Origin of the sequence: Shewanella sp. CG12_big_fil_rev_8_21_14_0_65_47_15 (assembly GCF_002783505.1) — a bacterium.
GTDB lineage: Bacteria > Pseudomonadota > Gammaproteobacteria > Enterobacterales > Shewanellaceae > Shewanella.
Genome location: NZ_PFGL01000071.1, coordinates 26,899 through 43,027 on the forward strand (window position 1 = coordinate 26,899; position 16,129 = coordinate 43,027).

Below are 16,129 nucleotides of genomic sequence, written 5' to 3' on the forward strand. Positions count from 1 at the left end.
CTATAGCCTGAATTGTTCACCTAAGTACACAGCCCTAACTTGCTGATTGTCTAAGATCTCTGCGGGTGTGCCTTCGGCGATCAGGTTTCCGTGACTCACAATATAGGCATGTTCACACACATCTAATGTTTCGCGCACATTGTGGTCGGTGATCAAGACACCTAGCCCACGGCTCTTAAGTTGCTCGATAATTTTTTTGATATCGATAACCGAAATCGGGTCAACACCGGCAAAGGGTTCATCGAGCAAAATAAACTTAGGGTTGGCGGCAAGGGCTCTGGCTATCTCCACTCTGCGACGCTCACCGCCGGATAATGACATGCCCTGGCTATCGCGAATATGGGTGATATGGAACTCTTCGAGCAAGTGTTCTAATTCTTCCTCGCGCTCCTCAGTCTTTAGTTCTTTACGGGTTTGCAGTACCGCCATGATATTGTCGTGTACTGTGAGCTTACGAAAGATGCTGGCTTCCTGTGGCAGGTAACCAATCCCTTTACGTGCCCGCAAATGCATAGGATCGGCGGTTAAATCGTCATCGTCGATAAAGATATGGCCCTTATCGCTTTTAACCAGTCCGACAACCATGTAGAAGGTGGTGGTCTTGCCCGCACCATTCGGGCCGAGCAGCCCAACGACTTGGCCCGTTTTGACCGTTAGGCTGACATCTTTTACCACTTGGCGACTCTTATAGCTCTTCGCTAGATTTTGTGCTCTTAGGGTGATCTGGGTCATTTAGAGTCCTGCTGTTTCACAGGTTTATCCGTTGGGGGTTCTGGTTTGACATCATCTTGGTAGCTTTCGGGCTGAATGATAGTGATCACCCGATCATTTCCGCTGCCAGTACTTTCGGCGATGAGTTTTTGCTGGCTGATGTTGTAGCGGATAAGATTTCCCGTCACTTGGCTACCCGCCTGATCTAGGGTGGCTGATCCCGTCAGCGTTAGGGTTCGAGTCGCCATTTCGTAGCGGATTTCTTTTGCGCTGGCTGAGGCGGGGCGGCCATCATCTAAAATTTGGGTATAAGTGGCAGGATTACCCGTGGCCACCAAAATTTTACTGTTTTCACCTTCCGTCGAAAAGGCTCGCAATTGTTCAGCATGGATTTTAATCGAGCCTTGGGTAACTTCAACCGGACCAAAGAAGATGATTTGGTTGTTTTTAATATCGGCGGTTTGACTGACCGCTTGGATTTTGACTTCCTGTTTTAGGTCGTCGACTTTAGCAAAGGCGCCCATGCTTATCATTAGCATGAGGCTGGCAAGTAATACGTTATTTTGCTTCATAGGTTCCTACTACCTGACTGGTCAATTGCACTTCCTGTGCGTTTAGGTCGGCATAAAGGCCTTGCCCTTGAATATTAAAATCTTTCCCTGTGACATAAATGATACGGTCTGAGGTCATTATCATAGTGTTGAGATCGAGTTCCAGAAAACTGGTAGACAGGTTCTGTATCGGTTCTTGTGAGCTAATGGCGTCAATAATAACATTATTTTCTAATACAACCTTGCCCGTATCTTTATTGAGCCGACCTTGATCTGCCCGGATCTTCCATTGTGCTTTACCTTGGTCAGGATAAACAAGGTATACCGGTTGAGTGAAGAAGGTCTGATTCTTTAGCTCATAGTGTTCCATGTGTTTTGCTGTGACGCGGCTATTCACTTGACCCTGATCATTGAACTCAACGCTGTGTAAGTCTTCGATAACGTAATCGGGTCTGTCAGCATTGTTCAAGCTAGCATCCGTATCACCACCACGTTTGTGCTGCACCTGCCAATAGAGGATAAGTGCGGTGCCAAAAAAGGCGATGATGGCGAGGGTCACACGACTCATATACTCATCCCGTGTGCCGTGGTGAACTTATTTTGGCTAAGTAACAGCAAGTCGGTTAACTCCCTAAGTGCGCCATGACCACCATTGAGGTGGGTCACAAAATGGGCATGTTGGCGTACATAGGGATGACCATCGGCGACACAGACGGCTAGGCCGACAAGGTTCATCACGGGCAGATCCACTATATCATCACCTATATAAGCCACTTCTTCAGGTGTGACATTATAGAGTGATAACAGTTCTTCGTAGGGGGCGAGTTTATTGTCAATACCCTGATAAATGTGAGTGACACCCAGCGCCGTCATGCGGTTTTCAACAATTTTAGATTGACGACCCGTGATCACGGCAATGTGAAAACCACTGGTCAACAGTGAGCGTACACCGTAACCATCTCGGGTGTGAAAGGCTTTGAGTTCTTCGCCGGCATTACTTAAATAAATGCGTCCATCGGAAAACACACCATCAACATCGCAGATGAGCAGTTTAATCTTTTGCGCCCTTTGCCAAATGTCATCGCTGATGGGGCCATAAAATCCTTGCTGTGGCATTAAATCACTCCCGCTTTAACCATGTCGAGCATGTTGAGTGCACCGATAGGATGATGGTCTTTGTCTATCACTATCAGGCCGTTAATATTTTTAGCATCCATCACTTGCAGTGCCTGTGCCGCGAGTACGTTGTCGGTAATAGTGACACAGTTTCGTGTCATGACATCGGCGATGGGCGTCGTGCGTAGGTTCACCTGTGCATCTATTACCCTGCGTAAATCACCGTCGGTGAAAATACCGACCAGTTTGTGGTTATCATCGATAATGGCCGTCATTCCTAGGCCTTTTTTGGAGATTTCATACAGGGCTTCGGTGATGCAAATATCGTGATTAACCAGTGGTAAGTCGTCACCGCGGTGCATAACATCGCTGACTTTTAACAGCAACTTACGTCCTAACGCGCCACCCGGGTGCGACATGGCAAAATCTTCCCGGGTAAAGCCTTTGGCCTGCAGCAGGGCGATAGCGATAGCATCGCCCATCACTAAGGTCGCTGTCGTACTCGAGGTGGGGGCGAGCCCGAGTGGACAGGCTTCTTCCGGCACTTCAATACATAAATGGATCTTAGCCAAGCGCGCCATATTGGAATCAGGTTTACCTGTCATGGCGATAACGGGGATGGCTTTACGCTGGATCACTGGCATTAAGGCGAGGATTTCGCTCGATTCACCTGAATTGGAAATCGCTAAAATAATATCGTTGTCGGATAATACGCCTAAATCACCGTGGCTGGCTTCCCCTGGATGTACGAAGAAGGCGGGCGTTCCCGTGCTGGCGAGGGTGGCGGAAATTTTATTGCCTATGTGGCCGGATTTACCCATGCCCATAACAATAACTTTGCCTGTACAGTTGAGGATCAGTTCGCACGCCTGTGCGAATTCAACTGAATCCACGTACTGATATAGATTATCGAGGGCCGACTTTTCAATATCGATAACTTTGCAGCCCCACTGGCGTAGTTGTGATTGGTCTACCATGTCTATCTCTCTTCTTGCATTGTCTTTGTCGCCCCATTGAGGGGGCAGAATAGCACTGTTTAGTGCTTCAATGTCTTGAGCAGTATCATCGTCTTTACCGTTTATGCCTATGAAATTATCCATATGGCCTATCGCCTTGCCGTGGCTTCTTCGAATATGGCCATCAGGGTTAGGTTTTAGCATCCATGTCGTCGGTCAGAATACTGGGCTATTTAGTGATGACTTCAACAATCGTTACGAATTTCCTAACCCGCTTGAAAACATTAAGTAACATTTTACCCTCAGGGATAGAAAACTTCGCGCGCATTTTCGCTGGAAATGAGGCAAATTGAAAGTATCGTCGGACGATAGTGTCGATTCTGTTGTAGGTTAAAGCACAATTACGTACAATTTGCGGCTCTTCGATTGGTCTGCATCGGGAAGACGCAGACCACCTCTTTTCAAATATCGGAATCAAGCATGACTCAAGAACAAACGCCGTTGGTTGAGATCCGTCATTTGGGGTTTAGCCGTGGTCAACGTGTCATATATGAAGATATTAGCCTGTCTATTCCTAGGGGCAAAGTGACCGCCATTATGGGGCCGAGCGGTATTGGTAAAACCACATTATTAAAGTTAATCGGTGGTCAACTCACCCCCGATCATGGGCAAGTATTGTTTGATGGTCACGATGTGCATGGTGTGAGCCGTAACGAATTATTCGAATTACGTAAGCGCATGAGTATGTTGTTCCAAAGTGGTGCTTTATTTACCGATATTAACGTCTTCGATAATGTGGCCTTCGCCCTGCGCGAGCACTCAGGCTTACCCGAAGAAATTATTCGTACTATTGTGTTGATGAAACTTGAGGCGGTCGGGCTGCGAGGTGCGGCGCAAATGATGCCTAGCGAATTATCCGGTGGTATGCAACGCCGCGCGGCATTGGCCAGAGCCATCGCCCTTGAGCCCGAAATGGTCATGTATGATGAACCTTTTGCTGGGCAAGATCCTATCTCCATGGGCGTGTTAGTGAAGCTTATCCGTGAGTTGTCCGATGCACTTAATCTTACTTCAATTGTGGTGTCCCACGATGTGGATGAGGTGTTAGGTATTGCCGATTATGTCTATGTCGTTGCAGATAAAAAAGTTATCGCCCATGGGACACCTGAGCAACTCAAATATGCCGATAATCCGCAGCTGAAACAGTTTATTCAAGGGGCGCCGGATGGCCCTGTACCATTCCATTATCCAGCGAATAACTATCAGCAAGAATTGATGGCAAAAGGAGTTGGCAAGTGAAGTTATTAGACCGTATTGCCGATTTGGGCCGCAGTGCGATTGAGCTAGTGCTCGGTTTTGGCCGTGCAGGGTTGATGCTTTGGGGCGCAATTTTCCGTTGGCCTAGGGTGCGTAAAGGGTTTCCATTATTGGTGCGTCAGATCTATGTGGTCGGCGTGCAATCTATGGTGATCATTTTAGTTTCGGGCCTCTTTATCGGCATGGTGCTGGCGCTGCAAGGCTACAACATCTTAGTCGGTTTTGGGACGGAAGAAAGCCTTGGGCCTATGGTGGCTTTGAGTTTGTTGCGTGAACTTGGGCCCGTGGTCACGGCATTGTTATTTGCCGGACGAGCGGGATCGGCATTGACCGCTGAAATCGGCTTAATGAAGAGTACCGAGCAGCTCTCAAGCTTAGAAATGATGGCTATCGACCCACTGCGGCAGATTATTGCACCGCGCTTTTGGGCCGGGGTGATCAGCATGCCTTTACTGGCGTTGATGTTTACGGCTGTGGGTATCTATGGCGGCCATTTAGTCGGTGTGGAATGGAAAGGGATCGATAACGGTGCCTTCTGGTCGATTTTGCAAGCATCGGTAGAATGGCGCAAAGACATAGTTAACTGCTTGATCAAGAGTGGTGTGTTTGCCGTAGTGGTCACTTGGATTGCCCTATATCGTGGTTACCAAGTGATCCCTAATCCGGAAGGAATTAGCCGGGCAACGACATCGACCGTAGTGCAATCAAGCCTCGCCGTACTGGCATTGGATTTTTTATTGACAGCCCTGATGTTTGGCCGCTAACGGAACACTGCGGATTTCGACACAGGTTAGATGGATTAACAGAGTGGTAACTGAGCATGTTGACACGAAAAATTGAATTGTTAGTGGGTGTGTTTCTCTTAACAGGTTTAGCCGCCTTCCTTGTGTTGGTGTTCAAAGTCGCCAATATCGAGGTGAAAACCAGCGACAGTAGCTACACCTTAACGGCCAACTTCACTAATATTGGCGGCCTTAAAGTGCGCTCACCGGTCAAGGTGGGCGGCGTTGTGGTTGGGCGGGTGAGTAATATTGACCTCGACCCTGTCAAACTGGTGGCTGTGGTGACGGTTGTGATGGACAAACGTTATGATAAATTTCCTGAAACCAGTAGCTTAGCTATTTTAACTTCGGGTTTGCTCGGTGAACAATTCCTCGGTTTAACCCCCGGGTTTATGGATGACGATGTCAGTATGCTTAAGGATGGCGATAAGATTGACGATACTCGTTCTGCCTTAGTGTTAGAGGACCTGATTGGTCAGTTTTTATATAGTATGGGTTCAAAGGATAAATAGGGGTGACCACTATGTTTAAAAGCTTATCTCGCTTTTTACTGCCGTTAGTGATGGTTTTTACCGCAATGAATGCTATTGCCGATGCAGCGATTAACACTATGGATCCTTATGCCATGGTGAAAGCCGCTGCCAATAAAACCTTCGATCGTTTCCACCAAGATAAGGCCTTAATCGATGCCGATGCGGATCATCTAAAGGTGATCGTACGCGAAGAATTAATGCCATACGTCGACTATAAATATGCCTCTTACAAAGTATTAGGTCAGTATTTAAAAGACTCGACAGAAGATCAGCGCAATCGATTTGTCACTGCCTTCGAGGGATATTTAATCTCTACCTATGCACAGGCATTTACCGAATACACGAATCAGAAAGTTGAATTTTCACCCGGTGCCGATTTTAGCGGCGAGAAAATTGTCGACGTCAACGTGCAAATCATCGAAGCGGGTCGTCCACCGATAAAGTTACTGTTTAAAGTGCGCCGTTTGAAGGATGACTCATGGAAAGCGTTTGATTTAGTGGCCGAAGGGGTGAGCTTGCTGTCATCTAAGCAATCTGAGATCTCTAACCTTATCCGCCAACAGGGTATTGATCCCGTGATTAAGATGCTTGAAGAGCGCACTAAAGAAAAAGTGGTTAAACAATCTAAATCAGGGAAGTAATCGCCGTGGTTGAATTTGTGCAGCAGGGCAGGGTTTGTCATATCAAGGGACGCCTATCACAGACACAAGTGATAGCGTTGTGGCCACAGCGGCAAAATTTGCTGGAAAAGCAGACACAAGAGTTGTCTTTGTCAGGGCTTGAATATAGTGATAGCGCCGGAGTGGCTTTTTTGCTGGCTCTAGTGCGTGCCCATAACTCGCCGCTGACACTTTGCTTGGCCTCTGAGCAGCTTAAAAAATTAATCGATTTATACGATTTACAGTCCTTCTTCACCGAAGAAGCGCTTTGAAAACAAGGTACTAGATTTATGGAATGCAGCTTAATAGAACAGATTTTACGTGATGCGTTAGGGCTTGAAGAAGTTCACGCTAGCTCCGATGGCAGCCATTATAAAGTGATCGCCGTGGGCGAATGTTTCGATGGTATGAGCCGAGTCAAACAGCAACAAGCCATCTATGCACCGCTAACGGCACACATTGCCAGCGGTGAATTACATGCATTAACGATTAAAACTTTCACGCCGACTCAATGGAAACGCGAGAAAATTTTCAACAGCTAGTAGTGAGGAAAAGTGGATAAATTAGCGATTCAAGCAAGCCCTCCGCTTGCTGGTGATGTGATCATTTCAGGTGCTAAAAACGCTGCGCTGCCTATTTTGATGGCAGGCGTGTTAGCCGAGACTGATTTTATTGTGTCGAATGTCCCCAATTTGCGCGATGTGAGCACCAGCTGCAAATTGCTGCGTTGTCTTGGCGCCGATGTGACCGAGCTTGGCGACGGACAGATCCGCATTTCGACCACGAATCTGAATGAGTTTTGCGCTCCCTACGATCTCGTGAAAACCATGCGTGCGTCTATCTTGATCTTAGGGCCGTTATTGGCACGCTATGGTACCGCTGACGTTTCATTGCCCGGTGGCTGTGCCATTGGCGCGCGTCCGGTGAACCTACACTTACATGGCCTCGAAATGATGGGCGCCAAGATTGAAGTGAAAGAAGGCTACATCAAGGCCCGTGTCGATGGCCGCTTAAAGGGCGCTCACATCTTCATGGACATGGTGAGTGTTGGCGCGACGGAAAACTTACTGATGGCGGCGGCGTTAGCCGATGGCGAAACCGTAATTGAAAACGCGGCGCGCGAACCTGAAGTCATCGACTTGGCGAATTGCTTGATTGCCATGGGCGCAAAAATCACCGGTGTAGGCAGTGCGACCCTGCGTATTCAAGGGGTTGAGCGTTTACAGGGCTGTAATTACCGCGTGATGCCAGACCGTATCGAAACCGGTTCCTTCCTCGTGGCCGCCGCTGTGACCCGTGGGCGCATTCGTTGCTTAAAGGCTGACCCTGCATCATTGGAATCGGTGATCGCTAAGCTTGAGGATGCGGGCGCTAAGATTACGACGGGCGAAGATTGGATTGAACTGGATATGCAAGGCAAACGTCCAAAAGCAGTGAATATCAAGACGGCGCCATACCCCGGTTTTCCAACCGATATGCAGGCGCAGTTCTGCGTGCTAAACGTATTAGCCCAGGGCACAGCGACCATTACCGAAACCATCTTCGAAAATCGCTTTATGCACGTGCCAGAACTTATCCGTATGGGTGCGAACATGGAGCTTGAAGGCAATACCTGCATTATTCAAGGGATTGAGTCTTTGAGTGGTGCGCAGGTGATGGCGACGGATTTACGCGCATCAGCGAGCTTGGTAATTGCGGGCCTAGTGGCCGATGGCAAGACTATCGTCGATCGTATCTATCACTTAGATCGCGGCTACGAGCACATAGAGAATAAGTTCCAAGGGTTGGGCGCGCAGGTAGAGCGTGTGCAATAACATTTGCTTAGAACTAGCTCCCAATAAAAAACCAGCCTAGTGCTGGTTTTTTATTGCCCGCAATTTGTTCAGCTAAAAGGAAAGGGATAGAAGAACGTTAAATATAGAAGGGCTAATATCACTAATGACTTATTGTTTGGTAATTAAATGCAGGCTCATATAGAAGAACCATGACGCTTGCTCACCGACACGGTGAATAGAAACCTAGGGTTTCTAAGCTTATGAACGAGAGCCATGGACGGTGAACTGGCAGTTAAACAAGGATGTTGTTCAAGTCCGTCCATGGGGCGGACGGTCGTCTCGCAAATCACCATGGATCACCTGTTTAACATCGGTGTGGCCTGTTTGTTTTAAAGAAATACGCGGCACGTTTTGGGACATTTTCGAGTTAGGTTTTTTACTCTAACTTCTACATTTCGGATTACCAAAAGTATGGAAAACCACTTTTTAGCTTCAATGAAGCTGGCTGTGATTTGTCTTTGGACAAATGGCATTGTTAACCAATAAACCTGAGACAGATGAATGAAAATGATTACGTTGTAATTGCTGTAACCACTAAGCGCAAGCCCGTGCAACAAAGTTCGTCCATGCATAATAACCAAAACTGCGATTAAAACAGCAAGTGGTATTAAGCTTTGTTGCAAGAACTCGCAACCATAGGCGCTGATTCGGCACCACCATAGTTACAATTGGCTAGCAATTGCAAGATAACTAAAGGGCAACTTCAGATATCGAGTAGCCACTAACAATAAAATATGGAACAACAACCAAATTAAACCAACCACGAAGGACCATGGCAAAGATAGCAATAACCGTATATCCATTTGAACCATGATGGACAATGGGTTTAATGTCACATTTTTGGAATAACCCTGTGAGACTTTTAATAACTAAATTAAGTAAATTTATGATATAAACAAAAAAATTATAAAACTCAGACAAGGGACAACTAGCCATGGAAGTTAGAAAGGTAGGGGGAGCAGGGCTTCACGCAAGCGAGCTCAAGGCTATTCATAAAATGGAATTAGAATTTCAAAAAAGCTGGCATGGATTTGCGGGGCTTGTGGCTTCGGATTCTCAAGGTCCAATGGAGATTGATTGTCTTATTATTACCCATGACCGTCTACTTCTCGTTGAGCTAAAAGAATGGAATGGTGTAATTCAGTATGATAATGGTATGTGGATTCAAAATGGCCAAAATCGTGGAAAAAGCCCTTTTGCGATCAAGCGCGAACACGCTCTACGCCTGCAGAAGCTACTTGATAGAGAGCTGGCACACAAGCTAGGTTATTGGCTGACAGTTGAAGCTCATGTTGTACTCTGTGGTAATGCAACTCCGGATAATCTCCCTCAGGCTGAACGACTCTTCGTCCACACGCTCGAAGAATTTCTGGCTATACGAGCTACTGATAAATATGAGGCCCTTGTTGCAAATAAGAATCTAAACCACTTCTTTAATACGAGAGGATGTCCTCGACCAAACTCTCCTAACGCCTTACCAATTATCTACAATTTTTTTGAAGGACCAAAGATTAAAAAAAAGGAGTTGGTTGTTGGAAATTTTCAGGTAATTGCAGATAAACCATGGTTTGCCCACAGAAACTCTATATACAGGGAGTTCTCAGCCCAAGATAGAACAATGCCTGCCTCAAAAGGATTAATTCGGCGCTGGGACTTCAGTCAATTAGGGACGTTAAACGCATTACAATCTACTTGGTCAAATATTGCACTTCGGGAAAATAGAATTGGAAAATTTATCCGAGATAATAGCACTATGCGTGATTATCTTCTCAGGTATGTAAACGATGTTTCTGTTGATGATGTCACCGAAGATTTCTGTGAGTTGTATGAGCTACCTCGAAATACAGAGCGACTGGATGAAGTGATATCTTGTGATTCTGCATCTTGGTCAAAGGAGCAGCGGATTGATCGTGTAAGAGCGCTCCTCGCTCCTTTTAGTGATTTGCATGCCTTAAAAATTGCTCATAGAGATATTGATCCGCATAACCTTTGGTATGCAAAAAACCATCATAGCATTTTGGCTTCTGGCTTTGGAGCTGCATTCTTTCCTGAAACCGGTACAGTTTCCGATCATCGTAAATTATTACAAAGTTCGTCGATTTCGCTTCCCGAAGACGTTATGTGTGACGGCGAACTCATTGATGCTTTTCGCTTAGATGTTTTTCTTTTAGCATCTGTCGCATATCAAATCTGTTTTAATCAACAACTCCAACAGGTTAACGGTGTTCCAGAATGGACTGTTCCCAAAAATGACCCTTTCGATGGCAGCTTAACTCCGTGGTTTGAAAAAGCACTATCTTGGGATGCAATTGAGCGCTATGAAGGTGCTCACACCATGTTAGTAGAGTTCAACATTCTCACAGGGACCAGCATCTCTGAGGATAAAGAATCACAGCAGATCTATGAACAGTTAAAGCATAGTCCGCATAGGCGCGAAGAACTGAATCCTTACCTAATATTACAAGCATTCCCTCCTCCTCCAGAAAAGCTCAACGATGCTTTACAAGCCCTTGCAACGACAAGCGATAAAAAAGCATTTGTTGCTAAGAAAGACAATCAAGAAATATTGGTAAAACTATGGGGAAATGTACAAATTTCTCCAGAAAAGATAGGTTCAAATCGACGTATTCTTCAATTTCTTAAACGTCTAGAGATGTTTCAAGAGACTACATTACCAACGCCAAAACTTTTGGATTTTGGTTTAATGAACTCTCAGGGTTTATTTATCGTTACCGAGTATATTGAAGGTGAAACATGGTCAAATTATTTAATTGATTTGACCTTATCTCAAGAAGAAAAACGTGAATTAGCCATCAACCTAGTTACTAGTGTAATGAACTTCCATGAGAAGCGATTTTCTCATGGCGACCTGCATCCTGAAAATATTCTGCTAAAAGACTCTAATGCAGAACAAGTCGTTCTTTTGGATGCGCTTGACTACGGTAGCGAAACGGAAGCATATAACACAGAGTATGGCCCAGCCAACCCCTCTGTTACTGACGCTTATGGCCGTGATCGATTCGCCATCTTTAAGATAGTTGAAGAATTATTTGAAGAAGAACTGCCAGAATCAGTGCGAGACGAACTAATTCGAGCTCGAGATAATGAGAACAAAATACCAGTTGCTCTAGCGCCACTACTGAATGCGCTACAAAGTGACGCTATATTAACAACACCAATTGAAATAACAGAAAATAAATCTACAGAAGAGTCGATATTGTTAAGTTGGGGAGATGCCAACTTCCCTAAAACGCCTACATTATTTGAACCGATTGATGGCGGCTACTATTTCAATTTCAAATGGAGCAAAGGACGAAATAACGAGAATGACACAGAAAAAGAGCTAGAATGTTTCTTTACTGGTAGCAGCGCCTCTCTAAAAGTGAACCTAGACGTTATAAAACGTAAGATTACTTGGGTTCGATACACAAGTTCAATCCCACTTAGTGATGTTGTTAGCGCTCAACAACGGTCTGTAGCGCGACTATCTCAACCAATCGTCCTGAACAATGGCAAGTTAAATGAGCGATGTGATTTAGTTGACAAAATTCTTGATACCGAAGCCGTGATTGATGCCATTATTGAACAATTCAATCTTTCCAACGAAGCTTCAGATGAACCCTTAACCGAAGAAGAACGCCAAGAGCTATCCCCTATTAACTTATGGGAATCATTGGCTAAAACAGAAGGCCAACTTCGACAATCTTTTCAGATTGAATTTGGTGCAGAGGAAAAAATAAGCGATAGCGGACATCCAATGTACCCGTACTCATGTCTTGACGGACGTGATCTACAAATTGATATTGAAGATACCTATTATGTCTATCAATCAAATTCTGATGAAAAGCTTGGTGAAATACTAATTAACGAAACTACGGCCAGTTATATAGCTGTCCAGCCAGTGAATAATTGGGCATCTAGGCAGTTTGTGTCAGGAAGAATACTTCAACTAGAGTCTATTCGAAGTAAATCCTCAAGAGAACTGCGTCTGAAGGCTTTAAACCGAGTGATTTCTAAAAAATCAGTCATTCCCAATTTAGTGGACTATTTCGATAGTCGCCATAAGCCTGATCTTAAGGAAATGTCAGAAAGGCCAACCGTTATGGCCTTGAGAGATTTGTATGATGTCCCGGGTCAAGAAACAAATAATAAACAGCTAGAAGCATTCCAGTTTTTAGTTGGCCAAGGCCCTGTTGGAGTCCTACAAGGACCTCCAGGTACTGGTAAAACGACTTTCGTTAGCAAGTTTATTCATTATCTTTTTGAACATGCTGGTGCAAATAACATTTTGCTCGTAGGTCAACAACACTCAGCTGTGGATAATGTTGCAATTAAGGCTCGTGAACTATGCTCTGATAAGGGCTTAGAATTAGATACCATCCGTATTGGCAGTGAATCCTTAATCGATGATCGTATGCTGCCTACCCACACCAGAGCATTACAGCAAAAAATCCGTCACAAGTTTCATCGAGAATACGATCTACGAATCTGCGCACTATCTAAGAGACTGCAGCTACCACATGAGTTAATTCAAGATGCTACCCGACTCCACCGCACTTTAGCGCCTCTACTTGTACAACTTAGACAGTACCAGCGCCAATATTCAGAGTTACTATTAACGGGCGGCAAGTCTAATGATCGTAATACTGATCAGTTAACTGAGTTAATGCACCGCAAAGACCAAACTTTAGAAACTATCGAAACAATAGTTCGTAATCAATTTGAAAGTGCTCTTGGTGAGTTACCAACAGAAAGTGAGTCTCTATTGGATAAACTGTTGCAGCTATTAGCTCAAAGCCATGGAGTAAATAACCCTGCTAAGGTTGAGCGACTGCACAGTTTGTTATCTTTAAGTCAAGATTGGCTCGACGTTCTTCGTTCAGGGGAAGCTGGTTATGATCGATTTATGCTAAAAACCAAACAGTTGGCCTGCGGTACCCTAGTAGGAGTAGGACGTCGTAGTTTGGAACTGGATCAAACTCAGTTTGATTGGGTTATTGTTGATGAAGCCGGCCGAGCACAAGCTAGTGAATTAATGGTTGCGTTACAAAGTGCTAAACGAGTCTTATTAGTTGGCGATCACAAACAGTTACCACCGTTTTACCAAAATGGGCACATAAAACATGCAAGTAAGCAGCTTGAAATAAGCCAAGAGGCTTTCTTGGAATCTGACTTTGAGAGAGCTTTCAAAGCATGTGGGGGGGTTACTCTAGATACTCAATATCGTATGATTGAACCCATTGGAGATCTGGTCTCAGCATGTTTTTACGCTGATGAAATTGGAAAACTATATACTGGTCGAGGGCCGGCTAAAGCTTGGTATGACGAGTTGCCATTCCCATGGAATAAAGGTGTTAGCTGGATTGACACAACTTCAGATGAAGGCGAAACAGAGGCCGAGCCTGGTTATACAAATCAGTATGAAATTGATGTACTCGTACAATTGTTGCGAGCTCTAGTCGATGCAGAATCTGTTGAAGATCTTCAAAAAACTGTCACGAATGAACAACCACATCCAATTGGCATCATTACAATGTATAGAGCACAAAAGAATGAGATTGAAACACAACTCAATCAAGCTGAATGGATGGGTCCATTACGTAATTTAATAAGAATTGACACTGTTGATTCATACCAAGGGCAAGAAAATAAAATTATTATCCTTAGTTTGGTACGAGATAACCCTAATACATTGCAGGGATTTTTGAGAGACACCTCTCGAATTAACGTTGCCATATCTAGGGCTCAGGAGCGCTTAGTTATTCTGGGCGCTAGCCGCATGTGGCGTAGAGAACACAATGATTCAGCATTGGGTAGTGTTTATGAATTCATATCAAAACAAACAATGCAGGGGCATCGCAATTATCAAATTATTACGTCTCTTGAATCCAACAAGGAAGTCATATCAGCATGAACTCAAGTTCTATAGAAGTTAAACCTCGTATTGGAAATCGAATAAGCATTTTGATACCTGCGCGGAAATATATTATGAACGTGGCATGGACTGAAGAAAAGCCAATGCCCGCCATTGAGCTATTTGCTTGCAGATTGCTGATTCTCTTTGAACGATTGTCTCCAGCGGAGCTACGTGAATTTTTTGGCCTATCTGAACGAGAAGAAGAAGAATTGTTAGAATCATTAGCTGACAAACGTCTAGCTTCAATGGATCAACAAGGCTATCTGGTTCCTAGTCCACTACTAACGAGCCAAAAAGACGGCGTTCCCATGCTGGTACGATACACTGAACAAACAGAACACGTAGTACTAGACTCATTCGCTTTAACGGTACGTAAAGAACAAAAGCTTAGCCGATTAATGTATGGTTTACCTGAACTCCCTATGCCAAACTCTTCGAAAGACATAGGAGTAGATAAAATAATTGAGGAATTCAGCCGACAATTTAGAAGTTATCTTGAAGTAACTCGCCATAATGAATATGAACGCCAACGTACCCAGCTTTACAAAGTGATGGGCTGTACCGCTAGTGAAGTTCTCTTATTACCTGTTGATATTGAGTTCAACTACATGCCTACTAAGGGAGAGCCTAAACAATGGGTTAGATCATTAGAACGGCTTGGCTCTAGCCAAAGCCGCCCTCTAAGTAGCGAGTTGGAATCTCATATCGCAGATTTTCTTGGTAGCAATATTATTGAAGAAAAGGGTACCAACGCAGAAACTTATTGCCGTTTGGTGGACGACTCTGTACTCAAAAATTTCGTTGATGGTTACCGGGTTGACTATTCCGCGTGGATGACGGCTAGAGATAATAGTAAAACTGGCTATGGTTCATCTGATACTAGAGGTGTATTTGGCCCCCTCTATTTATTGGAAAATCGTCGTGAGGCCCTGATATGGATTCGTAACACGCTTCGAGAACTCACAGATGATATTGATCTCAAAGCATTATGGATGCCAAGCAACGTTCCTTTTTGGGGGGCGAATTCGGATGATATAGATCGATTTGTTCAAGATCTAAAAAATATTCTTGAACAAAATGACATCAACGCAAAAATTTCACTAATTCACCATGGAAATAATTGGGACGCCCCAAAAAATTTAAAAAACATATTCCCATATGGCTTATCGGATCCTCTCCATCTCGATAGGGTTGAGCTATTTGTAATTCCAGGCATTTTTGCTCTTGTCCAGTACCATGGACAGCCAAACTCAGATAGTGGAATTAGCGTTCCTATTGGCTACATGACTCGAGAGATTGAACGCATTAACCAGATAGAACTGTTATTCAAATCTAGACTTAGTGATTTGAATAAACTAAAAATTACTTGGGGAAATAATGGAGATAATAAGTCAAATATAGTGACACAAGATTTACTACCTCAAAACTGGCTAAATAATAAAATATCTCGCAAATCAACTAGAGCTATTCTGAGCTTAAACCGGTGAGACATAGGTCAGCTACCACTATTGATGGTAGCTGACCTCCGTATAGAATTTTTATATTTAGCGTAAAACCACTTGTTGATCTGATCCAGTAATAGTGGAGACTATGTATCATTACTAAAATTTGGTCAATTAACCCATAGTAGCTGATCACACGCCCTAGAACTGTGGCTATGAATGGGGCAATATCTTTTTAGCTGAACGAACAGCTAGAGGGTTAGTTAGATTGGCATTGTTGCACCAGTGACCTTCTAAAACATGGATGTTT

At 44.4% G+C, this 16,129-nt stretch carries 15 protein-coding genes; 9 read left to right on the plus strand and 6 right to left on the minus strand.

The features are described from left to right. From lptB to COW15_RS20275, 5 genes are read right to left on the minus strand one after another with little or no spacing between them, the layout of a single operon-like run. A complete protein-coding gene (lptB, locus tag COW15_RS20255; RefSeq protein ID WP_293635487.1) occupies positions 1-732 on the minus strand; it encodes an LPS export ABC transporter ATP-binding protein in 732 nt (243 codons plus the stop codon). Then, positions 729-1,283 (minus strand): lipopolysaccharide transport periplasmic protein LptA, encoded by a 555-nt coding sequence (lptA, locus tag COW15_RS20260; RefSeq protein ID WP_293635489.1) that lies wholly within the window; start codon positions 1,281-1,283, stop codon positions 729-731. Before lptA ends, lptB begins: the two co-directional genes overlap by 4 nt. After that, positions 1,270-1,830: an LPS export ABC transporter periplasmic protein LptC gene (gene lptC, locus COW15_RS20265; RefSeq protein ID WP_293635491.1), complete on the minus strand. Its 561-nt coding sequence runs from the start codon at positions 1,828-1,830 to the stop codon at positions 1,270-1,272. The genes lptA and lptC overlap by 14 nt, the downstream gene beginning before the upstream one ends. After that, positions 1,827-2,378 (minus strand): 3-deoxy-manno-octulosonate-8-phosphatase KdsC, encoded by a 552-nt coding sequence (kdsC, locus tag COW15_RS20270; RefSeq protein WP_293635493.1) that lies wholly within the window; start codon positions 2,376-2,378, stop codon positions 1,827-1,829. Before kdsC ends, lptC begins: the two co-directional genes overlap by 4 nt. Continuing rightward, entirely contained in the window at positions 2,378-3,355 is a 978-nt protein-coding gene (locus COW15_RS20275; protein ID WP_293635621.1) for a KpsF/GutQ family sugar-phosphate isomerase, read from the minus strand. Before COW15_RS20275 ends, kdsC begins: the two co-directional genes overlap by 1 nt. Positions 3,356-3,814: 459 nt before the next feature. Between COW15_RS20275 and mlaF the strand changes: the two genes are divergently transcribed. Genes mlaF through murA form a run of 7 tightly spaced genes read left to right on the plus strand, consistent with a single transcriptional unit; the run spans position 3,815 to position 8,439 of the window. Continuing rightward, positions 3,815-4,633, plus strand: coding sequence for a phospholipid ABC transporter ATP-binding protein MlaF (gene mlaF, locus COW15_RS20280; protein WP_198781132.1), 819 nt, complete (start codon positions 3,815-3,817; stop codon positions 4,631-4,633). Continuing rightward, entirely contained in the window at positions 4,630-5,415 is a 786-nt protein-coding gene (gene mlaE / locus COW15_RS20285) for a lipid asymmetry maintenance ABC transporter permease subunit MlaE (RefSeq protein ID WP_293635496.1), read from the plus strand. Before mlaF ends, mlaE begins: the two co-directional genes overlap by 4 nt. Positions 5,416-5,471: 56 nt before the next feature. Further along, a complete protein-coding gene (mlaD, locus tag COW15_RS20290; protein WP_007650486.1) occupies positions 5,472-5,945 on the plus strand; it encodes an outer membrane lipid asymmetry maintenance protein MlaD in 474 nt (157 codons plus the stop codon). 11 nt (positions 5,946-5,956) lie between these two features. Continuing rightward, positions 5,957-6,607 (plus strand): ABC transporter substrate-binding protein, encoded by a 651-nt coding sequence (locus COW15_RS20295; RefSeq protein ID WP_293635498.1) that lies wholly within the window; start codon positions 5,957-5,959, stop codon positions 6,605-6,607. A gap of 5 nt (positions 6,608-6,612) precedes the next feature. Then, positions 6,613-6,897, plus strand: a complete 285-nt coding sequence (locus tag COW15_RS20300) for an STAS domain-containing protein (protein WP_293635500.1) — start codon at positions 6,613-6,615, stop codon at positions 6,895-6,897. 18 nt (positions 6,898-6,915) lie between these two features. After that, positions 6,916-7,167 carry a BolA family protein gene (locus tag COW15_RS20305; RefSeq protein ID WP_293635502.1) on the plus strand — a complete coding sequence of 84 codons (252 nt, stop codon included), beginning with the start codon at positions 6,916-6,918 and terminating at the stop codon, positions 7,165-7,167. Positions 7,168-7,179: 12 nt separating this feature from the next. Next, complete coding sequence (murA, locus tag COW15_RS20310; RefSeq protein WP_293635504.1) at positions 7,180-8,439, plus strand: UDP-N-acetylglucosamine 1-carboxyvinyltransferase; 1,260 nt, start codon at positions 7,180-7,182, stop codon at positions 8,437-8,439. A gap of 683 nt (positions 8,440-9,122) precedes the next feature. On the opposite strand, the gene COW15_RS20795 is transcribed toward murA, so the two are convergent. Continuing rightward, positions 9,123-9,272, minus strand: coding sequence for a DUF819 family protein (locus COW15_RS20795; protein ID WP_363700924.1), 150 nt, complete (start codon positions 9,270-9,272; stop codon positions 9,123-9,125). 122 nt (positions 9,273-9,394) lie between these two features. Between COW15_RS20795 and COW15_RS20315 the strand changes: the two genes are divergently transcribed. Beyond that, positions 9,395-14,374, plus strand: coding sequence for an AAA domain-containing protein (locus tag COW15_RS20315; RefSeq protein ID WP_293635506.1), 4,980 nt, complete (start codon positions 9,395-9,397; stop codon positions 14,372-14,374). After that, complete coding sequence (locus COW15_RS20320) at positions 14,371-15,864, plus strand: hypothetical protein (RefSeq protein WP_293635508.1); 1,494 nt, start codon at positions 14,371-14,373, stop codon at positions 15,862-15,864. The genes COW15_RS20315 and COW15_RS20320 overlap by 4 nt, the downstream gene beginning before the upstream one ends. The last annotated feature ends 265 nt before the right edge of the window (positions 15,865-16,129 follow it).

Excerpts from the sequence above, each read along its gene's own strand:
- lptB (WP_293635487.1), bottom strand. The coding sequence starts at position 732 with ATGACCCAGATCACCCTAAGAGCACAAAATCTAGCGAAGAGCTATAAG.
- lptA (WP_293635489.1), bottom strand. The coding sequence starts at position 1,283 with ATGAAGCAAAATAACGTATTACTTGCCAGCCTCATGCTAATGATAAGC.
- lptC (WP_293635491.1), bottom strand. The coding sequence starts at position 1,830 with ATGAGTCGTGTGACCCTCGCCATCATCGCCTTTTTTGGCACCGCACTT.
- kdsC (WP_293635493.1), bottom strand. The coding sequence starts at position 2,378 with ATGCCACAGCAAGGATTTTATGGCCCCATCAGCGATGACATTTGGCAA.
- COW15_RS20275 (WP_293635621.1), bottom strand. The coding sequence starts at position 3,355 with ATGGTAGACCAATCACAACTACGCCAGTGGGGCTGCAAAGTTATCGAT.
- mlaF (WP_198781132.1), top strand. The coding sequence starts at position 3,815 with ATGACTCAAGAACAAACGCCGTTGGTTGAGATCCGTCATTTGGGGTTT.
- mlaD (WP_007650486.1), top strand. The coding sequence starts at position 5,472 with ATGTTGACACGAAAAATTGAATTGTTAGTGGGTGTGTTTCTCTTAACA.
- COW15_RS20295 (WP_293635498.1), top strand. The coding sequence starts at position 5,957 with ATGTTTAAAAGCTTATCTCGCTTTTTACTGCCGTTAGTGATGGTTTTT.
- COW15_RS20305 (WP_293635502.1), top strand. The coding sequence starts at position 6,916 with ATGGAATGCAGCTTAATAGAACAGATTTTACGTGATGCGTTAGGGCTT.
- COW15_RS20795 (WP_363700924.1), bottom strand. The coding sequence starts at position 9,272 with ATGGTTCAAATGGATATACGGTTATTGCTATCTTTGCCATGGTCCTTC.
- COW15_RS20315 (WP_293635506.1), top strand. The coding sequence starts at position 9,395 with ATGGAAGTTAGAAAGGTAGGGGGAGCAGGGCTTCACGCAAGCGAGCTC.
- COW15_RS20320 (WP_293635508.1), top strand. The coding sequence starts at position 14,371 with ATGAACTCAAGTTCTATAGAAGTTAAACCTCGTATTGGAAATCGAATA.